Consider the following 23,154-nt stretch of genomic DNA (forward strand, 5'->3'; position numbering starts at 1 on the left):
ATCCTGGACGTGGGGTAGGGAAGAATTGCAACGGATTTGTTTTTTTCGCTTGGTCGGCGAGTACAGTACTGCTATAGGGGCTGGACATGAAACGCAGGGCAGTTTATGCGGGCAGCTTTGACCCTTTGACCAACGGACACCTTTGGATGATTCACCAAGGGGCCGCGATGTTCGACCAGTTGATCGTTGCAATTGGGACGAATCCCGATAAAAAATACACCTTTTCCCATCAGGAACGTCTCGACATGCTCAACGGCGCCCTGAAAGACTACCCCCATATCAAGATTGCCGAGTTTCATAACCGGTTTCTGGTGGATTTTGCCCTGGATCACGGAGCGTCATTCATGATTCGCGGGATACGGTCCACGCAGGACTACGAATACGAACGCGTGATGCGTCATATTAATGCCGATATGGCTCCGACCGTATCGACGGTGTTTCTGATGCCCCCTCGCGACATTGCGGAGTTGTCTTCCAGCATGGTGAAGGGATTGATCGGGCCTGACGGCTGGGAGGAACAGGTTAGCCGATATGTCCCGTACAACGTGTTTGAATTGTTGAAAAAACGCCAATCTGCGCCTCATGACGAGGCCGTGTAAGGTCTTTATTTCCGCATTTTTTTATAGAGTCGCGGATTCCCTTTCTTGCCGGTGCGAGACGGGATGGGCTCGACATTCGACGGAAGGGAAGGTAGGTTTCAGGAAAGCGGTGGTCTGCCCCGCTAATAAATTTGCCGTATGAACCGTCCTCTTGTTCGTTATATCCTGCCTGTTTTCCTGGGTTCCGCTTGTGTGATGCTTTCCCGGAAAATCCGTCCCGGAAAGAAGGATCTTCCGAATATCCTGCTGTTTGCGGTCGATTCCCTGGGATGGCAGGATACGTCCGTTCCTTTTTCCTGTTGTGACGGATTGCCGGAGGCAATGCCGTTGAACTCTTTTTACAACACACCCGGCATGGAACTGCTGGCTCAGCATGGAGTCAGGATGACTCATGCCTACGGAGCCTGCGATGAACGGAGCGGAGTTGTTTCCCTGATGTCGGGATTGGATCCTGCCCGCTTCACCGGGCTTTCCCCCGATACGGAGATCGTCTTGCAGAATATGTGTTCCCCCGGTGGAAAAACAGATGCCGTCCGCATGGCGGATCTGGCTCATTTGATGAAAAAAGGAGGATACAGGACAATTGTTTCCGGCAGTACGGAGGAAGAAAAGCAACATGGTTTCGATGTTCGGAGATCGACAGAGGACGAATCCGGTCTGCATGAGGAAATCGGACGTGCCGTTCATGAAGGGATCCCGTTCTTTGCCTGTGTAAGACGCAATGTCCATTCCATGATGGGATCGTCCGTTCGTCATGAAGGATCTCTCCCGGAATTGGAAGAAAATATCAAGGTGGAGGGAGATGCCTTGCTCCGTTATGCTTCGTCTGTCGAGACAATGGATGCCTCTTTGAGAGGCTTGCTCCAGTGTCTGGAAGATCTTGGAGCCGCCGGACGCACGCTCGTTTTGTTCGTTCCTCTGAGCGGAGGCGATTCCCCCATTCAGAAAAGTCTGGCAGGCAATGTCTCCTGGGTGGAGGAGGTTGGGGCGGTTGCTCCTTTGCGGGGCAGGAAGTATTCCCGCTATGAAGGAGGAGGGCGCGTTCCCATGATAGTCTCCTGGGCGGAACCCGATCCGCAGGAACCGTGCCAGCAAGCCTTGCCAATTGTACCGGATTCTGTTCAGGAGGCTATTGTTTCCGTTCAGGACATTCTGCCGACGCTGGCTGCCGTGGCGGGAGTGAAAGTCCATGAACGTGTAGATGGCTACAATATTGCCGATTACCTTTCCGGTGCTTCCGAAGGGGAACGCCCCCAATGGATTGTCCGGCATTTCCCGTTTTCCCACCCCTACGGAAGATTTTATACATCGTTAAGGATCAGGGAATGGAAGGTTATTTACAATTATTATGACGACTATGCAGAGACGGGAAATCCCGCCTGGCAGTTGTTCAACCTGAAGACCGATCCTTCCGAAAGCCGTAATCTGGCGGACGACCCGTCCTGTACGAAATTGCTGTCCGTAATGTCGGGCAAGCTGGCAGCCTACTTGGAGTGCATTCATGCGCCTCATCCTTTTTTGACGGATCCCGAATCTCCCCGTGTAAACGGTCGCCGTACCGTTACGGGAACGGCCGTGATCCGTTTTCCGGGCGATACCGGGGCAGGGGTGCAAGCCGGATGACCTCATCGCGGCCGTTTTTTCTGTCTGTTGGAAGAAATGCCGATTGTTTCCATCCCAATTCTTGGTATGGTAAATTGCGTCTATGATTCGAGAACTGGTCGTTGAGGGATTCACTGTTTTTCCGGACAAGGAAAAATTTGAATTCGTTCCGGGAATCAACGTAGTGGTCGGGGGGAATGATTCAGGGAAGAGCCATTTGTTGAAGTTGTGTTATTCCCTGGCAAAGTGGAGTTCCGGCGGTGGCCGCAAATCCCTGCCTGACAAATGGGCGGAGGAATTGCGGCTGAGAAACGATTTGATGCGCGTGTTTTCATCCCGCAATTTATCCGGCTTGACCGCTCTGAATCGAGGAAATGACCATGCCGGCGTGTTTGCCTCGATGATTGGCGATGGAGTTCCGGATCGGATGGGAGACATCCGGTTCCGTTTTTGTTCGACGGAGGAGGAAGAGGGGCTGCACATTGACGAGATGCCGAAAAGGTTCCTGAACAATCCGGTCGTTTTCCTGACGGCTCGCGAGGTGTTCGCCATTTTCCCGAGTTTTGTCCAGTTGGGGGCCAAATTCCCAGAGGTGCTGGACGGAGCATGCTGGGATTTATGCCGGGCTTTGGAAATTCCGATGAAACTGTCGCCTGACGATGTGGCACTGGGAAGAGTGCTGGGAAGAATCCAAAAGATCCTGTCCGGCAATGTCATTTTTCAGGACGGAAGATTTTATTTGTCGCGTCCGGGACAGCAGGCTATGGAAATGAGCTTGGTCGCGGAAGGGTTCAAACGTCTTGGCGTGCTGGATTGTCTGATTAGGAACGGTACTGTAAACAAGGGTTCCATCCTGTTCTGGGATGAACCGGAGATGAATCTCAATTCATTCCATTTGCCTTTGCTTGTCAAAGTTTTGACAGGATTGGCGAAAGCCGGTGTCCAAGTAGTGCTTTCATCCCACAGCCTGTTTTTGCTAAGGGAGCTGATGATTCAACTCTCCGAACGGCGCAACGAGCAAGTCCCCCGTAGGTTTTTCGGACTCAATGTTCCCCATGAAAATCGGCTTGGCGTTCGCGTTAACAGCGGCAATTCCTTGGAGGATATCGGCCCTATCGAGTCGCTGGAGGCGGAAATTGAACAGGCCGACCGTTATCTGAAGCTTGTATGAGCGCCGGAAAAGACACATCCTTCGTCGAAGGCGTGCACCGTTTCTTGATTGATCCGGGGTATGTGGTGTGCCGCATCGAATGTTCGCAGTTTTATTCCCGGCAGTCCCAAAATTTTTGCGGTGGTTGTAAGGAAATGGACTTTCTCCTGTATCATCCGGGGAAGAAGGAGCTCTGGCTGATTGAGGTTAAGGACTATCGCTTTGACGCGCGTCCGAAAGTACGCGAATTAATCAATGCTCTGTGTCGCAAGGTTCGCGATACTTTGTTTCTTTTAAGGACAGCTGCGATCTGCTGCCCCGAGGAAACCCCTCTGGAGGGAATCTCCCTGCGCGAGTTTTCCCGCCTTTGCGAAGGTGCCCGGACGGTGCGCCTGGCTTTCCTGATGGAAATGGGGACGGATAAATTGTTCCCTCAGGGAACCTTGCTGGCCAACATCCGTACTATCCTTGCCGGGCACATGAAATTTATTGATCCTAACCTGATCTGTGCTCCGATTACGTATCCCGGCAGAATTGGACCATGGTTTGTGACTCCTGCCCATGGCGACGTCAGTAAACGCGTTGAAGTGCGGCGTAAAAAAGGGCGCCTCAAGGAGGAAATTGCCGGCGAGTTGAGACGGAGTCAAAAAATCGAAGAAGCCCGGGAAACTCCTGAAGCCCAGCCTCCGCTTTGGAAACGCCGCTTGATGGAACGGGAAAACGGACGGAAAGGCAACCACGCCTCCCGCCGCAAGGGAGAGTGATACCTGATTATAAGGGCTGGAGGGCATGCTATGGATTCGTTGCGTAGGCATTGTTTTACCTCTCTTTTCCGATTGTCCGGGATTGGAGCTTGTCTTCCTCCGATTCCCTGAGATGATATTGCTGCCCTAAGAAAGGCTTCATCATGAAAAAGGTACTTATTCCTACAAAGTTGGCCGGAGTAGCCGCATCCATGCTTCAAACTGCCGGATATGAAGTTGTGCAGGACGCCGATACTCCGCTCGCCGAGCAGGTGAAACAGCATCCCGATGCTGTCGCCGTGATTGTCCGCAGTGAAAAGGTGACGCCTGAAATTATGGACTCCCTCTCTTCCTTGAAGCTTGTGATCCGGGCCGGAGCCGGCTACGACAACATTGATATTGTCTATGCCCGCAAGAAAGACATCGATGTGATGAATACGCCGGGTGCCAACTCCAATGCCGTTGCCGAAGAGGTCATAGCCATGGTGCTTGCCCACTTCCGGCACATCGTGCAGGGAGACCTGACGACTCGCCAGGGACTTTGGGAAAAGAAGAATATGATGGGAACCGAATTGACTCGCAAGACAGTCGGCATTGTCGGCCTGGGCAATATCGGTCGTTCTCTTGTGAAGCGGTTGCAAGGCTTTGAACCGACTCTGCTGGGGTACGACCACTTCCTGGCCAAGCAGCGAGCCTTGATCATAGGGGTGACCCCCGTTTCCCTGGAGGAACTTTTTTCCCAGTCCGATATCGTGACTCTCCACGTGCCCGGCGGTCCCGCTACCAAAAACATGGTCGGGAAAGAATTCCTGAGCCTGATGAAAGATGGTTCCGTCATCGTGAACTGTTCCCGTTACGGTGTGGTAGATGAAGAAGCCCTGGTCGCCATTCGCGCAACGGGTAAAAAAATTGCTTATTTGACGGATGTCCACCCCCAGGATGCTCCAGGCGACAAGCCGTCTGCGGCCGTGGCGGATTTGATCCTGCCTCACTTGGGAGCCAACACGAAAGAAGCCAACTTGACCGCGGCACGTCGTTCCGCCGAGCAGTTGATTGCCTATTTCGATGAAGGGGACACCTCCTGCGTCGTCAATGCCGAATTCCCGTCTGGACTCAATCCCGCCCATCTCCGGCTCTCCATGATGCTGGGAACGCTGGCTCGCAAGGCTGGGGGTGAACAGGCCATCCGACGTATCGACTGCACATTCTATGGTGATTTGAAACTGTTCCGCAAATGGTTTACTCCCCACATTCTGGAAGGGGCTTTGCCCAATGCGGAAAAAGGATTGATGCCTGCCGCTGCCGATCAGTCGTTCAAAGAACACGGTATCGTTTTCAAGGCTCGCGAACCCAAGGACGATGTCCCTTACGGAGATTCCATCACTCTGGATTTCATGACCGAAGGTCACGGAGGCGAATCCGTATGTACAAGTGTCCGCGGGCTTGTGGCGGAAGGCGTTCCCATGGTGTCGCGCCTCGGTAATTTCAACGGCCTGTATTTTGACCTGCGCGGTCATTCCATCTTTTTCCGCTATGCGGACAGACCGGGGGTTATTGCCTGCATTGCCTCCGTTTTGTCGGACAACGGGATCAATATTGACAATATTGTCGCTCCCGGCGACAGCGTATCCGGAGAAGCTCTGGCCGTCTTGAAGACAAACAAGCCTGTTGCCGACGATTTGCTGAAGATGATTGCCTCGGCAATCGAAGCAAGAATGGCATTTTCTGTGGATTTCTGATCGACTGATTATTGTCTTAGAATCACCAACAGCCACCGTGGAAGAAAATATTCCACGGTGGCTGTTGGCATATTCAAAGAACATTGGGATAACCAGCGGATAAGCGGATTCACAATCCGTTAAAATTTCAAACAAAGTACTTAAAGCAAACGTTGTAACGTTTTTTAACGTTGCTGATCAATCAATATACCAACTGGTTTTCGTATTTGTAAAATACTCGTAATAAGCATTTACCATAAATGCATTACTAATTTTTGATATTATTCATTGAAAGCGGATTGTGAATCTGCTATTTTCTAACGTAACCTACTACTGAAAATGAAACTGCGACTTCCTTTACTACTTCTTTCAGCTATTTTAACGTGTTATACGAATGTTCATGCAGAGACAACAGCTGTCTGGATTGGTCCTGACGGAGACCATACTGCCGATGCATGGAACACGCTCGCTAATTGGAAAGACTATGTAGATCAGCCCAAGGGACCTGGAATCAATGAAGACGGGCAGAATGGAACTTACGATCCCATTGAGTTTGATGCGGCCGGTGTTCTCTCATTTACGGGTCTCAAGTTCGAAGGTTGGACGTTTCGTCTTGAATTAAAAAACCTCACAAATCTGACGTTGTCGGGAGAAACGAAAAAGATTCAAGGTGGAGGTTATTTGAAAGTCGATCAAAATTCCAAACTTGTATGGAATATCCTAAACAATGGGCAAGGATCAACGGGAAACGATTTTTCTCTCGACGTCCAATCATTCCAAGGAATTGAGTTCCAAAAATCTCTGACTTATTCAACCAAATCGCTTGGGACATTGACTGTTTCCCTGGGGTCGGTGGGAAGTATTCTTTCCTCTTCATCCGCCGCTTCATTACATGCCAATGTGAGCATCAAGTTTACCGACACGACACTGTTGCAATATGGTCAGGAGCATTTTTTGACAAATGTCGGGCAGTATGGCGTCAAGGAGCTAGCGGAAGGGCAGACAAATTATATCCTTTATACCCGCAAATTGTGGGATCTTTCAGGCAATGCGACCAGTACGGGAGGAACGGTAGCGGCTTCCGGACATTCTTTTACGTTGAATGATTCGACTTCGTTGACTCTTTCCGGTTCCGCTTTGTCCGCCGATGCGGATTCGGCGAACAAGTTTTATGTCTATCGTGGAGGAGATGGTGCATTGTATGTTGATTACGTGACATCATCTACGGATGTGTCCAATATGTTTTCAACATGGACGGGGGCAACGGGGACATGGAATGCCGCCAATACGAATTGGCACAATTCTACGGGAGAATCTATTCCTTTTACGCAAGGAAGCATAGCGCTGTTTACGAAAGATAATTCCGGGACCGTTACCATTGACGGAGAAGTCAATCCTCTCATGATGAAATTTACGGGAGGCAGTTATACCTTTAACAATAAGGACGCGGCTTCCAAAATTATCACGACGGGAGCTGTCCTCATCAGTGGAGATGCAGACCAGGAGCCTTATGTGGAATTCACCGGAGCCAATGCCATTACCGGATCGATCACTATTGAGAACGGCACTTTGAAATTATCTCACGCGAATGCTGTTACGTTTGGAAACATTAGTTTGAGAGGAGGGACTGTGCAGTTGAATGCCTCCGGATTCGGGGATTTCAAGACTGTTGCAGGGATGAATGGCACTTTGCTCTTTGATCAAGGGGCGACAATGGGAAAACTGACATTGGGTGACGGGGCTCTGACGATTGCCGGGAATGCTGCAATCGGTTCTCTTCTATTGAATGGATCGGGGACTCTCAATGGAGCAGAGGGATCGTCACAGATGATTGGCTCGTCAACATCGGCGGGGAGTATTGCACTCAAAAACGGAACGCTGGACGGAATGAATATTGATTTGACCGGTGGGGTCAATGGTCAGGGAGGAACTGTAACCATTAAAAATTCCAACCTTGTCATATCTAACTACTTCCATGCGGGGGAAAATGGATCCGGGGCCACTGTGATGTCCTTGGAAAATACGAATGTTATCATCAAGGGAAGTGGAGAGAATCAGGGCATTTCCTATTCTCTAGGATTGGGAGACTGGCACAACGCCGATCAAATGACGGTCAAAGGGGGAAAACTCCTGATGCAGTCGAACCTGCTGCTTACCTTAGACGGTGCATCTTCCTTAACCTTGCAGGACAATACATTTTTCGGAGCTCAGGGGATTATTATGTCTCGTGAGAATATAAAATCCACTTTTGTTCTCAATGATGGAACAGTCGTTTTAGGTAGCGGGGGCTGGACAAAGCATAATCCTAGTGCACCAACGGAGATTAACTTGCAGAAGGGAACGATCGGAGCATCCGCAAACTGGTCTTCTTCTCTGAATATGGTTTTGGGCGATCCCGATTCGGAAGGGATTGAAGAAGTGATTTTCGATACGGCCAAATACAATATTGATTCCGCAACTTATACTTATACTCAATCGAATGAAGGCGCTACGATAACGCTTTCCGGGGAATTGAGCGGAGAAGGCAAATTGGTGAAGAAAGGGGAGGGAGCGCTCATTTTGAGCAAAGATATCAATAAGTATACGGGAGGTACGGATATCCTTGGCGGTACGATTGTCATGGGGGCGGCAGGTTCCCTGAGTACCAAGGAAATTACATTTGATTCCAAGACAGGGGCGGCTCAGTTGACTCTGGCTGACGTTATCGGTACAACATTGACCAACGAAATCAAGGTTCTCTCCGGCACCAATACCATTTATCATACCAAGGAGGACATGGTTCTCTCCGGTCCGGTGACGATTTCCAAAGACGCTGCCCTTCAGATTGGCAGTTTGATGCAGGATACGATCAGTATTGCGGAGCTCAAGGGATTGGGAGAATTCAAGATCATCAATTCCCTGCGCGATACGACATGGGGTGGGACTAATCCAGACCATGGCAAGGAAGAAGCCAAGGGGGGCTGGGACTACTTCGTGTTCCTGACGGGGGCCAATGCCGGTTACTCGGGCGATGTCTCCATCGTGGATACGAAAAGCGAATCACCCGACAAGGTTTACGGCAGCCAGCTGGTTCTGGGCAATAGCGATGCTCTGGCCCGTTCGTCAGTGACACTGAATGGTTATTCCGCCTTGAACGTCCAGGCGGACAGCGCTTCCATCAAGGGGCTTTCGGGAGATGGCTGGGTGTCGACGTACAAGGATTCAACCGCAGGAAAGACCTATAAACTGACGCTGACTCCGGACAAGGATTACTCCTTCTCGGGGATCATTCAGGATAGTAACATGACGGGACTTGGCTTGGGTAAGCTTGCGTTGGAGATTAGCGGGAACGGTAGCCAGAAACTGACTGGCGAAAACACCTATACGGGGGGTACGATATTGACGGACGGAGAGTTGAGAATTGAGAAGGAAGCTGCTCTCGGCAACGGAGGAATGGTGACATTCAATGGCGGGACGCTGGTGGCAGATGATACTTTGGATATTGTCTCCCATACGGTCACGGTCAATTCCGGTAAGAGTGTCCATCTGGCTGCGGTAGACGGCAAGACAATTACTTTATCCACCCTGCAATTTTCCGGAACAACCAATTCCAATCATGTAATGGCCGGTTTAGCCGGAGCCAAGGGTACGGTGGTACTCGGCAATCTGACTAATGGCGGCGTTCTGGAAGGGACTCTGTCCGTGCTTGGAGATGTGACTCTCCGTCTGGCCAATGATGATGATTCGGGGACGGTAACCGTACGGCATAGTTCTAAGAACGGAACGCTGGATGCGATAGCCGGAACACTGGAGAAGACCGATGGAACGCTTCGCGTCGAACTGGAGTCCGACGGTAGTCTTTCCGGTCGTCTGAAGGCGGAGAAAGGAATATTGGAACTCGTCGGGACGGGATCTTCCCGTTCCCTGCTGCTAACGGGTACTCTTGAAGGAGATTCGATGAAGTTGGGGGCAAATGCGGCTGTAACCGTCGGTACGGACACCCAGTCCGGGACGATATCGGTAGATAACGTACTGACTCTGGATGGCGGAACCTTGAATCTGTCCAACGGGACGGTGGCCGTGAAAAACGTGAAAGCTCTGACCGGCGGTTCTTTGAATCTATCCAGTGGGTTGGTGACGGTGGAAAATGTGCTGACTCTGGATGGCGGTTCCTTGAATTTGTCCGGTGGTACGATGGAAACAGAAAATCTTGCGTTCGGAACATCGGCATCGACATCCACACTGGCCTTGTTGACTGGTGGTCAATTGACAGTTGGGGCTTCGGGCGTTACCGGTTCGGCGGGAACACTGGAACTGGGCGGCGGTACGCTCAAGTCGTCGGCTGCGTGGAGCACGACCCATGTCGCCGTGCTTTCGGCGACGGGCTCCGATGCGACGACGATCGACACGACGGGTGGGGACATCACCCTGTCGGGAAATCTTTCCAACAAATCGGGCGTGGCGTCCGTGAACCTGGTGAAGTCGGGTTCGGGCGTACTGGAGCTGGGCGGAGGCAATGCCTCGCTGTCCGGGAACATCAAGGTGACGGGAGGAACGCTCAAGGCGGCCTCCTCTACGGCCTTCGGGGCTGCGACCAACGAAATCCTGGTGGAAGGAGCAAAAATCGATCTCAACGGTCAGTCCCTGTCCAACGCGTTGGTCTTTTCGGGAGATTCGACGCTGTCGGGAACCTCGGCAGGCTATGCCGGAGCGGTGCATGCCAAGTTGGGAACGCTGACCTTGTCGGACGCCTCCGCCGTCCTGAAGGACGTAAGGGTCTTGGCTGGAGCGACACTTAAAGGAACGAATCTGTCGATAGGAGGCACGCTGACGCTGGACCTTTCCGACATGCTCACAAGGAACAATTCCCCGTATGTTCAGATGGTTGATCCTCTTGGAGGAACGACTTCGTTGAAACTGGACAACTTCCTCCGTACGACGGAGGATCAGGCCGCAGGTGCATACAAACTGATCTCCGTTACAGGGGATTCCTCCTTGGATGCGGGAGAATTTAGTTGGGAGAGGAAGGGGGTTGCGACGGATGCTTATCTTTACACGCTGGTAACTTCGGTAGATGGGGATACCAGCAACAAGAACCTCTACCTGCGCCTGGCCCGTATCGGTACCTGGGTCTGGAACAGCGGTAATTCCGGTCATACGGGATCGGTGTGGGCGGGAAACGTAGATGGACCATGGGATCAGCAGGGTTTCCAGGGGGGACCGGACGGACAGAAAGTTCAGTTCGACGATGCTGCCTCGATGAAAACCGTGACGATTTCCGGAACAGTGTCTCCCTGGTCGTTGGATATTATTAATAGCGCCGGTAATGACTATATCTTCCAAGGAGAAGGTTCCCCGAACAACGGCATCGGAAATTATGGAGAGCTCGACGTTTCTCTAACAAAGAAGGGGACTGGCAAGCTTTCTCTGGCATCCAATCTCAAGAATACCTATTCGGGAGGGACTTATCTCTACGACGGTACGATTGAAATGGGGAACTCCAATTCCCTGGGAACAGGGATTGTCGATTTCCTGGGCGGTACGTTGGGCAACGTCGCGGGAACGGATGTGACGATTACCAACGTGTTGACCGACGCCATTCCCGAATCGGCTATCGGCATCACGGACAAGCAGGCCATCAAGCTTCTTGCCGCTCCCGGGACAACGCTGATAGTAGACCATTCCTCGGGCGGAGGCCTCGTCTTCGATGACTCCGGTAAGAACAATGCGGCAGTCTCCATCTCCGGTACGGGACTTGTACAATTGTCCGGACTGGCTGCTGACGCGAAACTTTCCGGAACGGTTTCCGTTTCAGACGAATCTTCGCTGGAACTGGTCAATGCAGTCCAGCAAGGTTCGGTTACCCTCTCCGGGAAGCTCTCCGGCGTGGCGGGTACCCTTGAAAAAACCTCCGGTACTCTCGTTCTGAACCTCCTCAACGAAGGGGACACCTTCGGCGGCACGTTGGAGGCCGACGCCCTCACCGTCAGCGCCGTCGGTTCGACGGCTACCGACAAATCCCTGGGACTTTCCGGCACGATGTCGGCCTCCGGTCTGATCCTTTCCGATGGAGCCGAACTCAAGCTGCTTTCCAACGGAGAACTTGCCGTCGATGGGACCATCTCCGTCAACTCCGACTCCGGTCTCACCCTCGCCGGCGGTACGCTGACGCTGGGCAACGCCGCCACCTCCTCTGCAACCGACGTTCTCGGCGGTACGGATGGCACGGTCATTTTGGGCAATGGAACTCTCACCGCGGCCACAGGCAGCTCGGGCTGGACAGCTTCCCATGCTATGACCCTTTCGGGCACGGGCAAGAACGGAACTCTCGTCAGCCTCGGCGACGGACAGACTGTGACCCTGGGCGGAGTCCTGAACGGCTCCGGTCTCTTGACCAAGCAAGGGGGAGGCACCCTCGTCCTCGGCAACGGCGGCAATACCGTCTCCGGCGAGATCGCGCTGAAAGAAGGCCGTCTCGAACTTGTCGACGGAGCCAGCCTCGGCACATCCCATGTTACCGTCTCGGGCGGTACTCTTGAATTGAATGATCAGAATGTTGGAGGAGCTACCCTTACGGTTACAGGCGGTATCCTGTCCGGAGCTTCGAACTACGCTCCCACAGGCGGAGTCGCGGTCAAACTGACCGGTCAGGCGGCTCCCGTCGACCTGGGCGGCCTCGACGGCAGTGCCCTCACCAGCATCCATCTTGGCGCAGGTGCCTCCTCCGGCGGTCTCGACTACGGCAGCTCCATCACCGGGCTCACGGGCAATATCTCCATTTCCGGAGACGGAGCTACGCCCAACGTTCTCCTGACCGCCGGCAGCGGCAATGCCCTCATCGGCGGCAGCTCCGGCAGCGCTCAATCGCTCATCTCCTTCGAGACGCCGGGGGCATCCCACCAGGTCTACCTCGGCGACATGCAGATCAACCTCACCGACGGCCTGCTGGAAGAACTCCACGACCTCCGGGCGGAAGGCACCACCATCCTCCTCCAGCTCACCGACGGAGCCCTCGCCGTCACCGATCCGCTGACGCGCACCGCCAACGGCATTAGCGACGCGGCCCACGCATGGCTCAGCTCCATCCGCTTCAACCCCGTCCTGGAATACCTCGGCTATGCCGTCCAGCGCAACCTGGATGCCGACGCCCTGCAGGCCAACCTCGACGCGGGCCGCCTGGCCGTCACCGCCGGCGGGGAAATCTACTACGCCACCGACGCAGCCCTCGACGGAAATGCACAACATCGGGTTGATCTGACCAAAGAAGCGACTTCGCAAGATCCATCCACCACCCACTACGTCTACTTCGACGCCTACAAGATGGTGATGATCAACGCCGACCTCAACGTCGTCATGAGCGGAGCCCCCGGCGACGCGTCAACCCTTGGCCTGCACGTCGAAAACCTCTCGGGTGGCCTCAACTCCGCCACCGGGGAACGCTACACCCTTGAGTTCGAAAACAACCTCGGCACCGACAGCGTCGCCCGTGTCGAACTGGTCAACGGCAGCTACAACGGGCGCAACCTCGACACCGTCTACGAAGGCAACCTCAAGGCAGGCATCGTCGACTTCGTCAAGACGGGCACGGGATCGCTGACCATCAACGGCGACGTGACCATCGACGGCGGTATCGAAACGCGGGAAGGCACCCTCGTCCTCAACGGGCATAACAGCCTCGAAAGCCTCACCGCCGGCACCGGAGACGGCCTGACCGTCATCGGAGGAGAAACCCTGGTGAAGGGCGTATACGGGCAGGGAGGCACCCTGGAACTGCGCGGAGTGGACTCCCGCCTGGTAGTCACCGGAAGCGACACGATGGACCTGGCCACCCACATCACCGGAGACGGCACCTTCTCGATGGCTTACGGGACGCTGCGCCTGGTGGACGGAGGCGACTTTTCGAGTGACTCGACGCTCGAACTCCAATCGGGCTCCGTCCTCGACGTGGCCGGCGGCAACGACGTCACCGTCGGCCTGCTGACGGGAGCGGGCATCGTGCGCTTCAACGGAACGGGCAGCACCCTGACCGTGAAGAGCGACCGCGACTCGAACCTCAGCATCGCCTTCGAAGGCCGGGGCACCCTCGCCAAGGAAGGCCTGGGCACCCAGACCCTCGGCGTAGCCTCGAAAGACCTCAGCCTCGCCGTGCGTGAAGGCACCCTCGTCCTCGCCGCCCCCTCCGGCAGCTACGACCGGGTCACGGTCGGTACAGGAAACGGGAACGCCGCCCTGCGTCTGGCGGAAGACACCCTCGTCAACAGCCTGACCGTCACAGGCGGGAGCCGCCTCGACCTGCGCGGCGGGGAAAGCAGCGGAGAAATCCGCCCCGGCATCCTCTCCTGCGCCGGCAACGTCGACCTGCAATCCGGCTCCACCCTCGACCTCGTCCTGCCCAACCCGATCGCCTCGATCGACGCGGACGGACACATCGCCCTGGGCGACGGCGTCACCCTCAACCTCGTCAACGGCAGCCGCGACGGGAGCTGGAAACCCTCCGACACCGACTCCCTCGAACTCATGGCCGCCCACGGCGGCTTCCTCGACGCCTCCGGCAACCCGCTGGGCTTCGGCAGCAGCCTGATCACCTGGACGGTCAACATGGAACAGAGCCTCGGCCTCTTCTACACGGGAGCCAACCTGCACGTCAGCGACGACGGGCGTCGCCTGCTCGCCGACCTCTCGGTGAGCTCCGGCAACCTCCTCGAAGAAGTTGCCCGGAGCGGAGTCGCCAGAGCCGGTGCCGACCTCATCTGGCAGGCGGGCCTGCAGGAATCCGGCACCAGCCTCGACCGCGTCCTCTCAAGCATCATGGACGACGTCAAGGCGGGCAACCGCAGCGGAGCGAGCCGCAAGCTGGCCGCCGTCGCGGGCAGCACCGTCACGGGCATCCTGGCCGCGGCGAAGAGCGACCTCGCCTACCAGCAGAGCATGCTGCGCAACCGCGTAGCCGGCATGGGGCTCAACAACAACGACTACACCTACGAGAACACCCTGCCGTACTACAACTTCTGGCTGCAGGGGACGGGGAGCTACAACCGGCTCGACGCGAGCGGCGACTACGCCGGCTACAAACTGGTCAACTGGGGAGGCACGGTGGGAGCCGACGTGAACGTCAGCAGCACCGTAACCCTCGGGGCAGCCTTCAGCGCGAACTACGGGGACCTGAGCAGCGACGGAGCCGACCGCCTCAGCGGAGACCTGGACGGGACCTACATCAGCCTGTTCGGGAAGTACCAGGGACGCAAGTGGGGCCACTCACTCATCGTCACCGGGAGCCGCTACGACGCGAGCGTCGACCGGACGGTGAACTTCGGAACGGACAGCTACACCGGCCACGGGACAAGCGACGGGACAGGCTGGGGAGTCCTCTACGAAGCGACCTGCGACATCAAGCTCAACGACGAAGGGACGAAGATCCTCCAGCCCCTGTTCGGAGCCTCGCTGGTACACGTCGGCATGGACGACTACCGCGAGAGCGGAGCGGGGAACGCGGGATTGGACGTCAGCGACCTGGACGCGACGACGGGGAGCGTGACGGCGGGTCTTCGCTACCTGGGCCTTGTAGGGAGCAACGTCTTCGGACGGGAGGCGCTGGGCGAGTTGCGGGTGCAAGTAGTGCAGGACATGGGAGACGACCGTGCGAGCGGCCAGGTAGGCTTGCAGGGCAACCCCGGCATCCGCCGCGAGGTGGAAGGAGCGAAGGCGGGGATGACAGGGGTCCAGTTCGGAGCGGGGCTGAGCGTTCCCGTAGGAGTGAACGGCACAATCTTTGCGGAGGCGAACACGGAACTCCGCAGCGGAGCGACCTGGGCGAGCGGCTCGCTGGGTTACCGGTACAACTTCTGATTGGAAGTCGGAAGACAAAGAAAACAGGAGTCCGTCTTTCCCGCGTGGGGAAGGCGGGCTCTTTCTATAAGGAATAGGGGAAAAATTGAATTATCGACTCAGAATACGAAAAGATTATCGATGAAAAAAAGGAGCTGTCCGCACAAGCGAAACAGCTCCTTGAAAAATTCGAAGTTAGAGAGGGAATTTTACAGACCTTTGGCCTTCATGGCTTCAAGGAGTGCGAGACCCATTTGGGCTGGGGTATTGGCGATAACAATACCGGCATCTTTCATGGCTTCCTGCTTGGCGGCAGCCGTACCCTTGCCTCCGGCGACGATGGCACCGGCATGTCCCATGCGGCGTCCCTTGGGAGCGGTAGCTCCTGCAATGAATCCGGCGACGGGTTTTTTGCAATTGGCCTTGATCCATTCAGCCGCTTCTTCTTCTTCGGAGCCTCCGATTTCACCGATCATAATGAAAGCATCGGTGTTGGGATCTTCCGTGAAGAACTTGGCAGCATCAAGGTGAGTCATGCCGTGGACGGGGTCTCCGCCGATACCAATGCACATGCTTTGGCCCATGCCGAGATTGGTCACTTGCCAGACAGCTTCATAGGTGAGCGTGCCGGAGCGGGAAACGATGCCGATGCGGCCGGGCTTGAAAATGTAGGCCGGCATGATGCCGATCTTGCACTTGTCGCCCGGATTGACAATACCGGGGCAGTTAGGACCGATGAGGGTGATGTCCTTGCCTTCGATGAATTGCTTGACCTTCTGCATATCCTGGACCGGAATGCCTTCCGTAATGCAGACGATCAGCTTGATGCCGGCGTCGGCAGCTTCCATGATGGCGTCGGCCGCAAAGGGCGGAGGAACGAAAATCATCGTAGCGTTGCAGTCCGTCTTGGCTTTGGCTTCTTTGACGGTGTCGAAAACGGGGACTTTACCTTCGAAGATTTGTCCTCCTTTGCCAGGGGTAACGCCGGCGACGAGATTGGTGCCGAAGTCCATGCAGTTTTTGGCGTGGAAAGCGCCGGCGCTGCCGGTAATACCCTGGACGACCAGACGGGTGTTCTTGTCAATGAGAGTAGTCATTGTCGTATAAAATGGGATAAGGTTGTTTACTTGGCGGCTTCAACTGCTTTTTGAGCGGCGGTGTCGAGGTCGTCGGCGGAGATGATGGAGATGCCGCTTTCAGCAAGGATCTTCTTACCGATCTCGACATTGGTTCCTTCCAGTCTGACAATAAGGGGAATCTTCATGTCGATTGTTCTTGCAGCAGCAACGATGCCCTGTGCAATGACATCGCAACGCATGATGCCACCGAAGATGTTGACGAGAATAGCCTTGACGTGAGAATCGCTGGTCAGGATGCGGAAAGCGTTCGTAACCATTTCTTCCGTGGCACTGCCTCCTACATCGAGGAAGTTGGCGGGGGAACCGCCGTAATATTTGATAATGTCCATCGTAGCCATGGCAAGTCCGGCTCCGTTGACCATGCAGCCGATGTTGCCGTCGAGGCCGATGTAGTTGAGGTTGTACTTGTCGGCTTCGACTTCGCGAGGATCTTCTTCGGAAGTATCGCGCATTTCAACAATTTCCGGATGACGGAAGAGAGCGTTGTCGTCAAAGTTGAATTTGGCGTCGAGGGCGACGATGCGGTCGTCAGTGGTGACGACGAGAGGGTTGATTTCCACCATTGAGCAATCCAGGGAGGCGAAAAGCTTGTAGGTGTTGGTGATCAGCTTGGTGGCCTGGCGAATCAAAGCGCCGGTAAATCCAAGGGAACAGGCAACGTCCAGAGCCTGGAAGGGGAGGATTCCCAGAGCAGGATCAATGTAAACTTTCAGAATGGCTTCGGGAGAATTCTTGGCGACTTCTTCGATGTCCATGCCGCCTTGCTGGCTGGCTACGATCACGGGGCACTTGCGGGCACGGTCCTGAAGGATAGCGAAGTAGCATTCCTTCTTAAGATCGACAGCTTCGGCAACCATGACGGTCTGCACGAGCTTGCCGACTTCACCGGTTTGCTTGGTGACCAGAACCTGATTGAGCATTTTTCCGGCAACTTCGCCTACTTCTTCAGCAGACTTGACGACATGAACGCCGCCCTTGAAGCCGTTTTTGAATGTTCCTTTGCCACGACCTCCGGCATGCACCTGAGCTTTGACTGCGAACTGGTTCTGTGCCATTTTCCTGGCGACTTCAACCGCCTGTTCCGGAGTGGTAACGGCAATGCCTTGTGGGGTAGCTACTCCAAATCTCTCAAAGAGTAGTTTTGCTTGGTATTCGTGAATATTCATGACGAGTAGGCCAATAGGCCGATAATTGCGGAAAAATTTTATGACCTTGGGCACCCCTGGTCAAGGAACAATGAATTTTATTTTCAATTTTTTACCAAAACGGCATATATTCGTCGTCGTCCACGGAGGAGAACCCCTCTGCATGTCAGCTTTGTTCTTCCTGCTTGACTCGGAAGAATGTACATGGGAAGAGGAGGAAAGCAGTGATTTCGGATTATCCCGGATAGGTTCCGGGGGTGTTTTCCTGTAAATCACATATGTGTTCCGTTTTTCCTATGAAAATATACCGTCCCAGCGATCGAGAATTCGACCGAATGAAGAAGGCCATGAACAGGCGGGCTATTCCCGAACAGGGAGTCCGCGAAGCCGTAGCCGGCATTATTTCGGAAGTAGCCAGCCGCGGCGATGCCGCGCTGGTTGATTATTCCTTGCGTTTTGACAAGGTACATCTTACTCCGGCAGCAATCCATGTGACGGAGGAAGAACTCGCTGAGGCGGAAGCTGCCGTGCCCCTTTCTGTCAAAGAAGCTATCGCGATGGCTCTTTCCAATATTGCCTATTTCGCATCCCAGAGCTGCCGCAAGGACTGGAAGGGATACAATAATCAGGGGGTGGAAGTCGGTGAACGTTTTGTTCCGTTTGGACGCGTCGGCATTTACGTACCCGGAGGCAAGGCTCCTCTCGTTTCTACTTCAATGATGACCGGAGGATTCGCCAAAGCCGTCGGGGTGCCGGAAATTGTTGCAGCAACTCCATGCGGACCGGACGGTAAGGTAAATCCGTCACTCCTGTATGCCTTAAAGGCTTCCGGAGCCACGGAAATCATCAAGATCGGAGGGGCACAGGCCATCGCAGCCCTGGCTCTCGGTACGGAAACAGTGGCTCCTGTGGAGAAGATTTTTGGTCCCGGCAACAAGTTTGTTGTGGAAGCCAAGCGCCAGCTCGTAGGGGCGGTGGCCATCGATTTGCTTCCCGGCCCCAGCGAAGTCATGGTGCTGGCGGATGACTCGGCCGATCCCGAATTTCTGGCTGCGGATTTACTGGCCCAGGCGGAACACGGCCCGGATAGCGTCGTCGTATTTGTCACGGATTCCGAACAACTTCTGGAATCCGTCAATGCGGAAGTAGAACGCCAGGCTGCCCTCCTGAGCCGCGGTGCGATTATCCGGACAGTGCTGGACGACCATGCATACGGCTTCCTTGTCGGCGACATGAAGGAAGGAGCTGCTCTCGTGAATGATTTCGCTCCAGAGCACTTGGTACTCGTCGTGAAGGACGAAGAGGAAATACTCGATTCTATCCGTACGGCAGGCGCAATTTATGCCGGAGCCTATTCCACAGTTGCCTGCGGAGACTTTCTGGCAGGGCCCAGTCACACTCTCCCGACGGGAGGGGCAGGGAAGTCGTTTTCCGGGTTGCGGGCCGATCAGTTCCAGCGACGCACGAGCATTGTCCGTATGACGCCGGAATCTGCCGTTAAGTCCGCTCCTTTCGTAGCCGAATTCGCCCGTGTGGAAGGTCTTGACGCCCACGGACATTCCATGGAAGTCCGCGCGTTGCGCGCTTCTCAAGACTAAACGCGGAGAAAGGGAGTTTCCTCGGAGATTCCTTTTATTCTTTCCAGAGGGGCAAGCGTTTTTTTCATCCGTTCCCGGCGTACCGCATAGTCGCCGGGAACGGATATTTGTTGTTAGCCCAGATTTTCTCGTTCGTGGATCTTCATTTTTCTCAAAACCAGGTGAATGAAGAGCCACACCCCGATTAAGACGCAAATGAGGTTGCAACAAGAGGCCAAGAGCCAGATCCCCACAAAGGCCGGCAGAAGGAGAATGCCAGTCAGACGCCAATAGAGGTTCTCATTCTCGTACTGAGCAAACGGAGAAAGAGGCAGAAAGGTGACGAAATCCAATAGTAAATCAAGCAACATGATGGAATAAACGAAAAACTCCATTCTATATGCTTTATTTCGAGAATCAAGGTAGATAATATCTAGCACTTCTATGATGAACTTCCTAAAAATTACCGTCTTATTCCTACTTTGCCATTCAGGTGTCATAGCCGGGAACAAGCCTTCTGCCGAGATTCCGTTTGAGTTGGGACCGGCTAGTCGCATTTACGTGAAATGCCAGGTGAACGGAAGCCGGGAATTGCGTTTCCTGTTCGATACGGGTGCCACGGATATGGTGATCAATTCCAATATTTTGGATAAGGACGTGAACATGGATTTTGATTCATCCGTTGTCAATTATGGAGCTACCGGTTCTAATGAGATCCGGTCCAGCAGCAGCAACAGTTTCAAGGTCGGCATGATGGCGTTTACAAAGGTGCCTTTTATCGCCATTCCCTATGCCAGGGATCAGTGGGATGGGGTGTTGGGATTGTGGTTTATCCGCCGGCAGGTAACGGAAGTCAATTACACGGACCGGAAGATTTATTTTTATTCCAACGGTTCTTATATTCCTCCCCGTAATGCCATTCGATTGAAGGTGGAATATGTTATGGGTATTCCTGTCGTTCCTGTCGACGTCACGGTGAATGGACGGGAATACAAACTCAGACTATCGGTAGATACGGGGTCTGACAGGGTTCTGGATCTCAATTCTCCCTTTGTGAACCAGCACGGTTTGCTGGGCACTCAGAAACCGTTTGCCATTTCGGTCATTTCCAGTTCCGATTCGAATAGCGGAAGGCTCGAAAACGTGATTTTCGATGGCATCCGACTCGGAGAGCTCAATCTGCCCCTCATCCCGGGAGCCTTTTCCACCGTCAAAAGCGGTATACAAAGCATTGCGGAAATGGACGGAGTAATGGGCAATAATCTGCTCAAGAGGTTCAATCTCGTATGCGACCTGCAGGCGGGTTATATTTATCTGATTCCCAACAATCTTTTGTATTCTCCTTTTTACGATTCTCTAAGCGGCATGAATGGACTTTGAGATTCATCCGGCTGTGTGCCTCATTTAATTCGCAGGTGAACCGTATTGGGCATTGAACAGGTAGATGATTTATGGAAACTAAAGAACGTGTCAGGCAGGAATCAAGACCATTTGTTTGAAGCTTCATGGAAGCTTTGCGTCCTGATATCCCTGTTGCTCCATTTAGGAGGCATCGGTTTGTTGAGTGTCGTACCTCTGCCAGAGATGACCATGGATCAGAGGAAGGGGGGGCAATCCCGTTCCATGAAGGTGGCCGTGTCTCCTTCCATGGTGAAGAAGGTTCCCTTGAAGGATCGTACCCAACAAGAGGATGCCGAAGAGGAGGATAAGAAACGGCGGCGGCGTTTTGTCAAGACCTCCGCAGAACAGGAAACTCAGGAGGAATTGAAGAAATCTTTATTTGTCGGCGAACGACGCACAAAAGCCTCGGGAGGTCCCAAGGCTCCTGACGACATACGCGAGATGCCGGTTCAGGACGGTATTGAACCCCGGTTTGAAGGAGATCTGATCCTGTTTGATCAGGATCGCCAGGATGGAGACCTTGAACATGAGAAGAAAGGCAACCCCTCGCGGAATCCCCGTGTGGCGGTACAACGTATAATACCCCGCCGTGAACCTTCCCGGCAGGAACAACCCATTGCCCAAAACCAGCAACAAGTCCAGGCGATACCTTCCTTGCAGCAGCCTATTTTCCCTGTTCCTCCAACCCAGACGGCCGATTTATCCAAGGCGGATCCCGCCCTGAAGGATCGTCCGTCCGATCAGTCCCAGGCTGACAGCAACAGAGTCGATACCCGCAATAATACTCCACAGGATATCAAAACCCCGGAAGATGTCTCCGAGATGAATCCCCAATCCCGTCGCAATTCCCGCGAGCTGGCAGCCCGGGAGAATACAACCGATGGCGAGACTGCCGGGGAAGGAACACAAAAGGGGGCACTTAAGGATGTTCCCCGTCGCCAGGACAGCCGTACTGACAGCAACAACCGCAACGAGTCGAAATTTGATCGCAAGGAGTCCCTGGCAGAACTGATCGGCAAAGCCATGGAACCTATGGCAAGCGTCATGCACAACGAACGCATGATGCCCATGCCCAAGCCGGAAGCATCGAAAAATGCAGGAGGAGGGGCGGCCCCGATGCCGGCAATATCCCCCAGCGGTGCATCCGGAGCGGCGGCGGCAATTCCTCTTCCGGTAGAACAGGTTGAAACAGGCAGTTCCAAAGCACAGAAACGCGTGTATTACGATCCGGCTTTTGCCCCGGATTCCCAACCCGGATTCCGGACATTTGAACGTAAAACAAAAACAAGCGGGCGCTTTAGTTTCGGCCACCGGGCTTCCATGGATGTCGATGCGACGCCTACGGGGCGTTACATGGCCATGGTGTACCGTGCCATAGCAATTTCCTGGTATGCCCAGTGCGACCGGAATCGCGATATGATTGTGACGGGAACAGTTCATATCCGCATTTGGCTGGATGACCAGGGAAAGATCGTATCCATTCGGGAACTGGCGAGGGAAGGCGCCAGCGTCGCTCAAAAATCCTTTACCTTTGTTGCTATCCAGGAAGCTCCCATCCCTCCGATGCCACCTGATGTGCGAGACAAACTGATTGGCGGCAAGATGGAACTGTACTTTGATTTCTTCTTTTAATTTTACCCACGACAAACACTTATTTATGAATACGATTCAAGATATTGCGCGATTCTTCAACGAGGGCGGCTGGTTCATGTATCCACTGGCCTTGTGTTCCATCATTCTGGTAGCGGCAGTCGTTCACAGGATGATCAACATCCGTTCCTCGCGGATTGCGCCTCCGGCATTGATGGCTATGGCGGAAAAGTGCATAGCTGGTGGGGAATCCACAGACCGACTCCTCCGGTCGGTACAGGGGGGACGTTCGCCTCTGGCCCGGCTGATCCGTTTTGTGCTGGAGAGTGAAACGACGGATGCGGAATCCCTTTCCAAGATGGTCGAGGTGAAGGCGCGCGAAGAGTTTGTGCGCTTGCAATCCGGGCTTCCTCTGCTAGATATGATCATCATGATTGCTCCCATGTTCGGGATTCTCGGCACGGCATCCGGTCTCGTGATCGTCTTCAGCGTTTTCGGAATGGACGACAACAGCGGAAACATTGCCCGCGGCATTGCCAATGCCTTGAATACGACCATTGCCGGTCTGGCCATCGCCACCCCGGCTGTGATTGCCAACGTATGTTTTGCCCGTCAGATGGAACGCGTTTCCTCGTCCATGGAAGTGGTGATCTCCGAATTGGTTGCCCGTCGTTTTGTCCAATAAT

At 54.2% G+C, this 23,154-nt stretch carries 12 protein-coding genes; 10 read left to right on the top strand and 2 right to left on the bottom strand.

Features of this window, described 5'->3' with window-relative positions; translation table 11 throughout:
- Positions 1–86: 86 nt before the first annotated feature.
- From coaD to QET93_RS08725, 6 genes are all read left to right on the top strand, one after another.
- Positions 87–599 carry a pantetheine-phosphate adenylyltransferase gene (gene coaD / locus QET93_RS08700; RefSeq protein ID WP_280125350.1) on the top strand — a complete coding sequence of 171 codons (513 nt, stop codon included), beginning with the start codon at positions 87–89 and terminating at the stop codon, positions 597–599.
- A 138-nt stretch (positions 600–737) separates the two neighbouring features.
- Positions 738–2,222, top strand: a complete 1,485-nt coding sequence (locus tag QET93_RS08705; protein WP_280131457.1) for a sulfatase-like hydrolase/transferase — start codon at positions 738–740, stop codon at positions 2,220–2,222.
- 82 nt (positions 2,223–2,304) lie between these two features.
- On the top strand, positions 2,305–3,372 hold the full coding sequence (locus QET93_RS08710) for an AAA family ATPase (RefSeq protein ID WP_280131456.1): 1,068 nt from the start codon (positions 2,305–2,307) through the stop codon (positions 3,370–3,372).
- Positions 3,369–4,115: a hypothetical protein gene (locus QET93_RS08715; RefSeq protein ID WP_280131455.1), complete on the top strand. Its 747-nt coding sequence runs from the start codon at positions 3,369–3,371 to the stop codon at positions 4,113–4,115. Before QET93_RS08710 ends, QET93_RS08715 begins: the two co-directional genes overlap by 4 nt.
- A 143-nt stretch (positions 4,116–4,258) precedes the next feature.
- Entirely contained in the window at positions 4,259–5,833 is a 1,575-nt protein-coding gene (locus tag QET93_RS08720) for a 3-phosphoglycerate dehydrogenase family protein (protein WP_280131454.1), read from the top strand.
- Between the two features lie 318 nt (positions 5,834–6,151).
- Complete coding sequence (locus QET93_RS08725) at positions 6,152–15,637, top strand: autotransporter-associated beta strand repeat-containing protein (RefSeq protein WP_322189947.1); 9,486 nt, start codon at positions 6,152–6,154, stop codon at positions 15,635–15,637.
- Positions 15,638–15,825: 188 nt separating this feature from the next.
- Here QET93_RS08725 and sucD read toward each other — a convergent pair whose 3' ends face one another.
- A complete protein-coding gene (gene sucD / locus QET93_RS08730) occupies positions 15,826–16,713 on the bottom strand; it encodes a succinate--CoA ligase subunit alpha (RefSeq protein WP_280132151.1) in 888 nt (295 codons plus the stop codon).
- Positions 16,714–16,739: 26 nt separating this feature from the next.
- Positions 16,740–17,921, bottom strand: a complete 1,182-nt coding sequence (sucC, locus tag QET93_RS08735; protein ID WP_280126233.1) for an ADP-forming succinate--CoA ligase subunit beta — start codon at positions 17,919–17,921, stop codon at positions 16,740–16,742.
- A gap of 275 nt (positions 17,922–18,196) precedes the next feature.
- Between sucC and hisD the strand changes: the two genes are divergently transcribed.
- From hisD to QET93_RS08755, 4 genes are all read left to right on the top strand, one after another.
- Positions 18,197–19,498: a histidinol dehydrogenase gene (gene hisD / locus QET93_RS08740; protein WP_280126234.1), complete on the top strand. Its 1,302-nt coding sequence runs from the start codon at positions 18,197–18,199 to the stop codon at positions 19,496–19,498.
- Positions 19,499–19,921: 423 nt separating this feature from the next.
- The gene (locus tag QET93_RS08745) at positions 19,922–20,857 is read left to right on the top strand and encodes an aspartyl protease family protein (protein WP_322189948.1); all 936 of its coding nucleotides are present in this window, start codon (positions 19,922–19,924) and stop codon (positions 20,855–20,857) included.
- 111 nt (positions 20,858–20,968) lie between these two features.
- A complete protein-coding gene (locus QET93_RS08750) occupies positions 20,969–22,510 on the top strand; it encodes a hypothetical protein (protein WP_322189949.1) in 1,542 nt (513 codons plus the stop codon).
- Positions 22,511–22,535: 25 nt separating this feature from the next.
- Positions 22,536–23,153, top strand: coding sequence for a MotA/TolQ/ExbB proton channel family protein (locus QET93_RS08755; RefSeq protein ID WP_280126237.1), 618 nt, complete (start codon positions 22,536–22,538; stop codon positions 23,151–23,153).
- Position 23,154 lies beyond the last annotated feature (1 nt).

Source organism: Akkermansia sp. N21116, assembly GCF_029854705.2.
In the GTDB taxonomy this organism is placed as follows: Bacteria; Verrucomicrobiota; Verrucomicrobiia; order Verrucomicrobiales; family Akkermansiaceae; genus Akkermansia.

Excerpts from the sequence above, each read along its gene's own strand:
- QET93_RS08705 (WP_280131457.1), top strand. The coding sequence starts at position 738 with ATGAACCGTCCTCTTGTTCGTTATATCCTGCCTGTTTTCCTGGGTTCC.
- coaD (WP_280125350.1), top strand. The coding sequence starts at position 87 with ATGAAACGCAGGGCAGTTTATGCGGGCAGCTTTGACCCTTTGACCAAC.
- sucD (WP_280132151.1), bottom strand. The coding sequence starts at position 16,713 with ATGACTACTCTCATTGACAAGAACACCCGTCTGGTCGTCCAGGGTATT.
- QET93_RS08710 (WP_280131456.1), top strand. The coding sequence starts at position 2,305 with ATGATTCGAGAACTGGTCGTTGAGGGATTCACTGTTTTTCCGGACAAG.
- QET93_RS08755 (WP_280126237.1), top strand. The coding sequence starts at position 22,536 with ATGAATACGATTCAAGATATTGCGCGATTCTTCAACGAGGGCGGCTGG.
- QET93_RS08745 (WP_322189948.1), top strand. The coding sequence starts at position 19,922 with ATGATGAACTTCCTAAAAATTACCGTCTTATTCCTACTTTGCCATTCA.
- QET93_RS08715 (WP_280131455.1), top strand. The coding sequence starts at position 3,369 with ATGAGCGCCGGAAAAGACACATCCTTCGTCGAAGGCGTGCACCGTTTC.
- QET93_RS08720 (WP_280131454.1), top strand. The coding sequence starts at position 4,259 with ATGAAAAAGGTACTTATTCCTACAAAGTTGGCCGGAGTAGCCGCATCC.
- sucC (WP_280126233.1), bottom strand. The coding sequence starts at position 17,921 with ATGAATATTCACGAATACCAAGCAAAACTACTCTTTGAGAGATTTGGA.
- hisD (WP_280126234.1), top strand. The coding sequence starts at position 18,197 with ATGAAAATATACCGTCCCAGCGATCGAGAATTCGACCGAATGAAGAAG.
- QET93_RS08725 (WP_322189947.1), top strand. The coding sequence starts at position 6,152 with ATGAAACTGCGACTTCCTTTACTACTTCTTTCAGCTATTTTAACGTGT.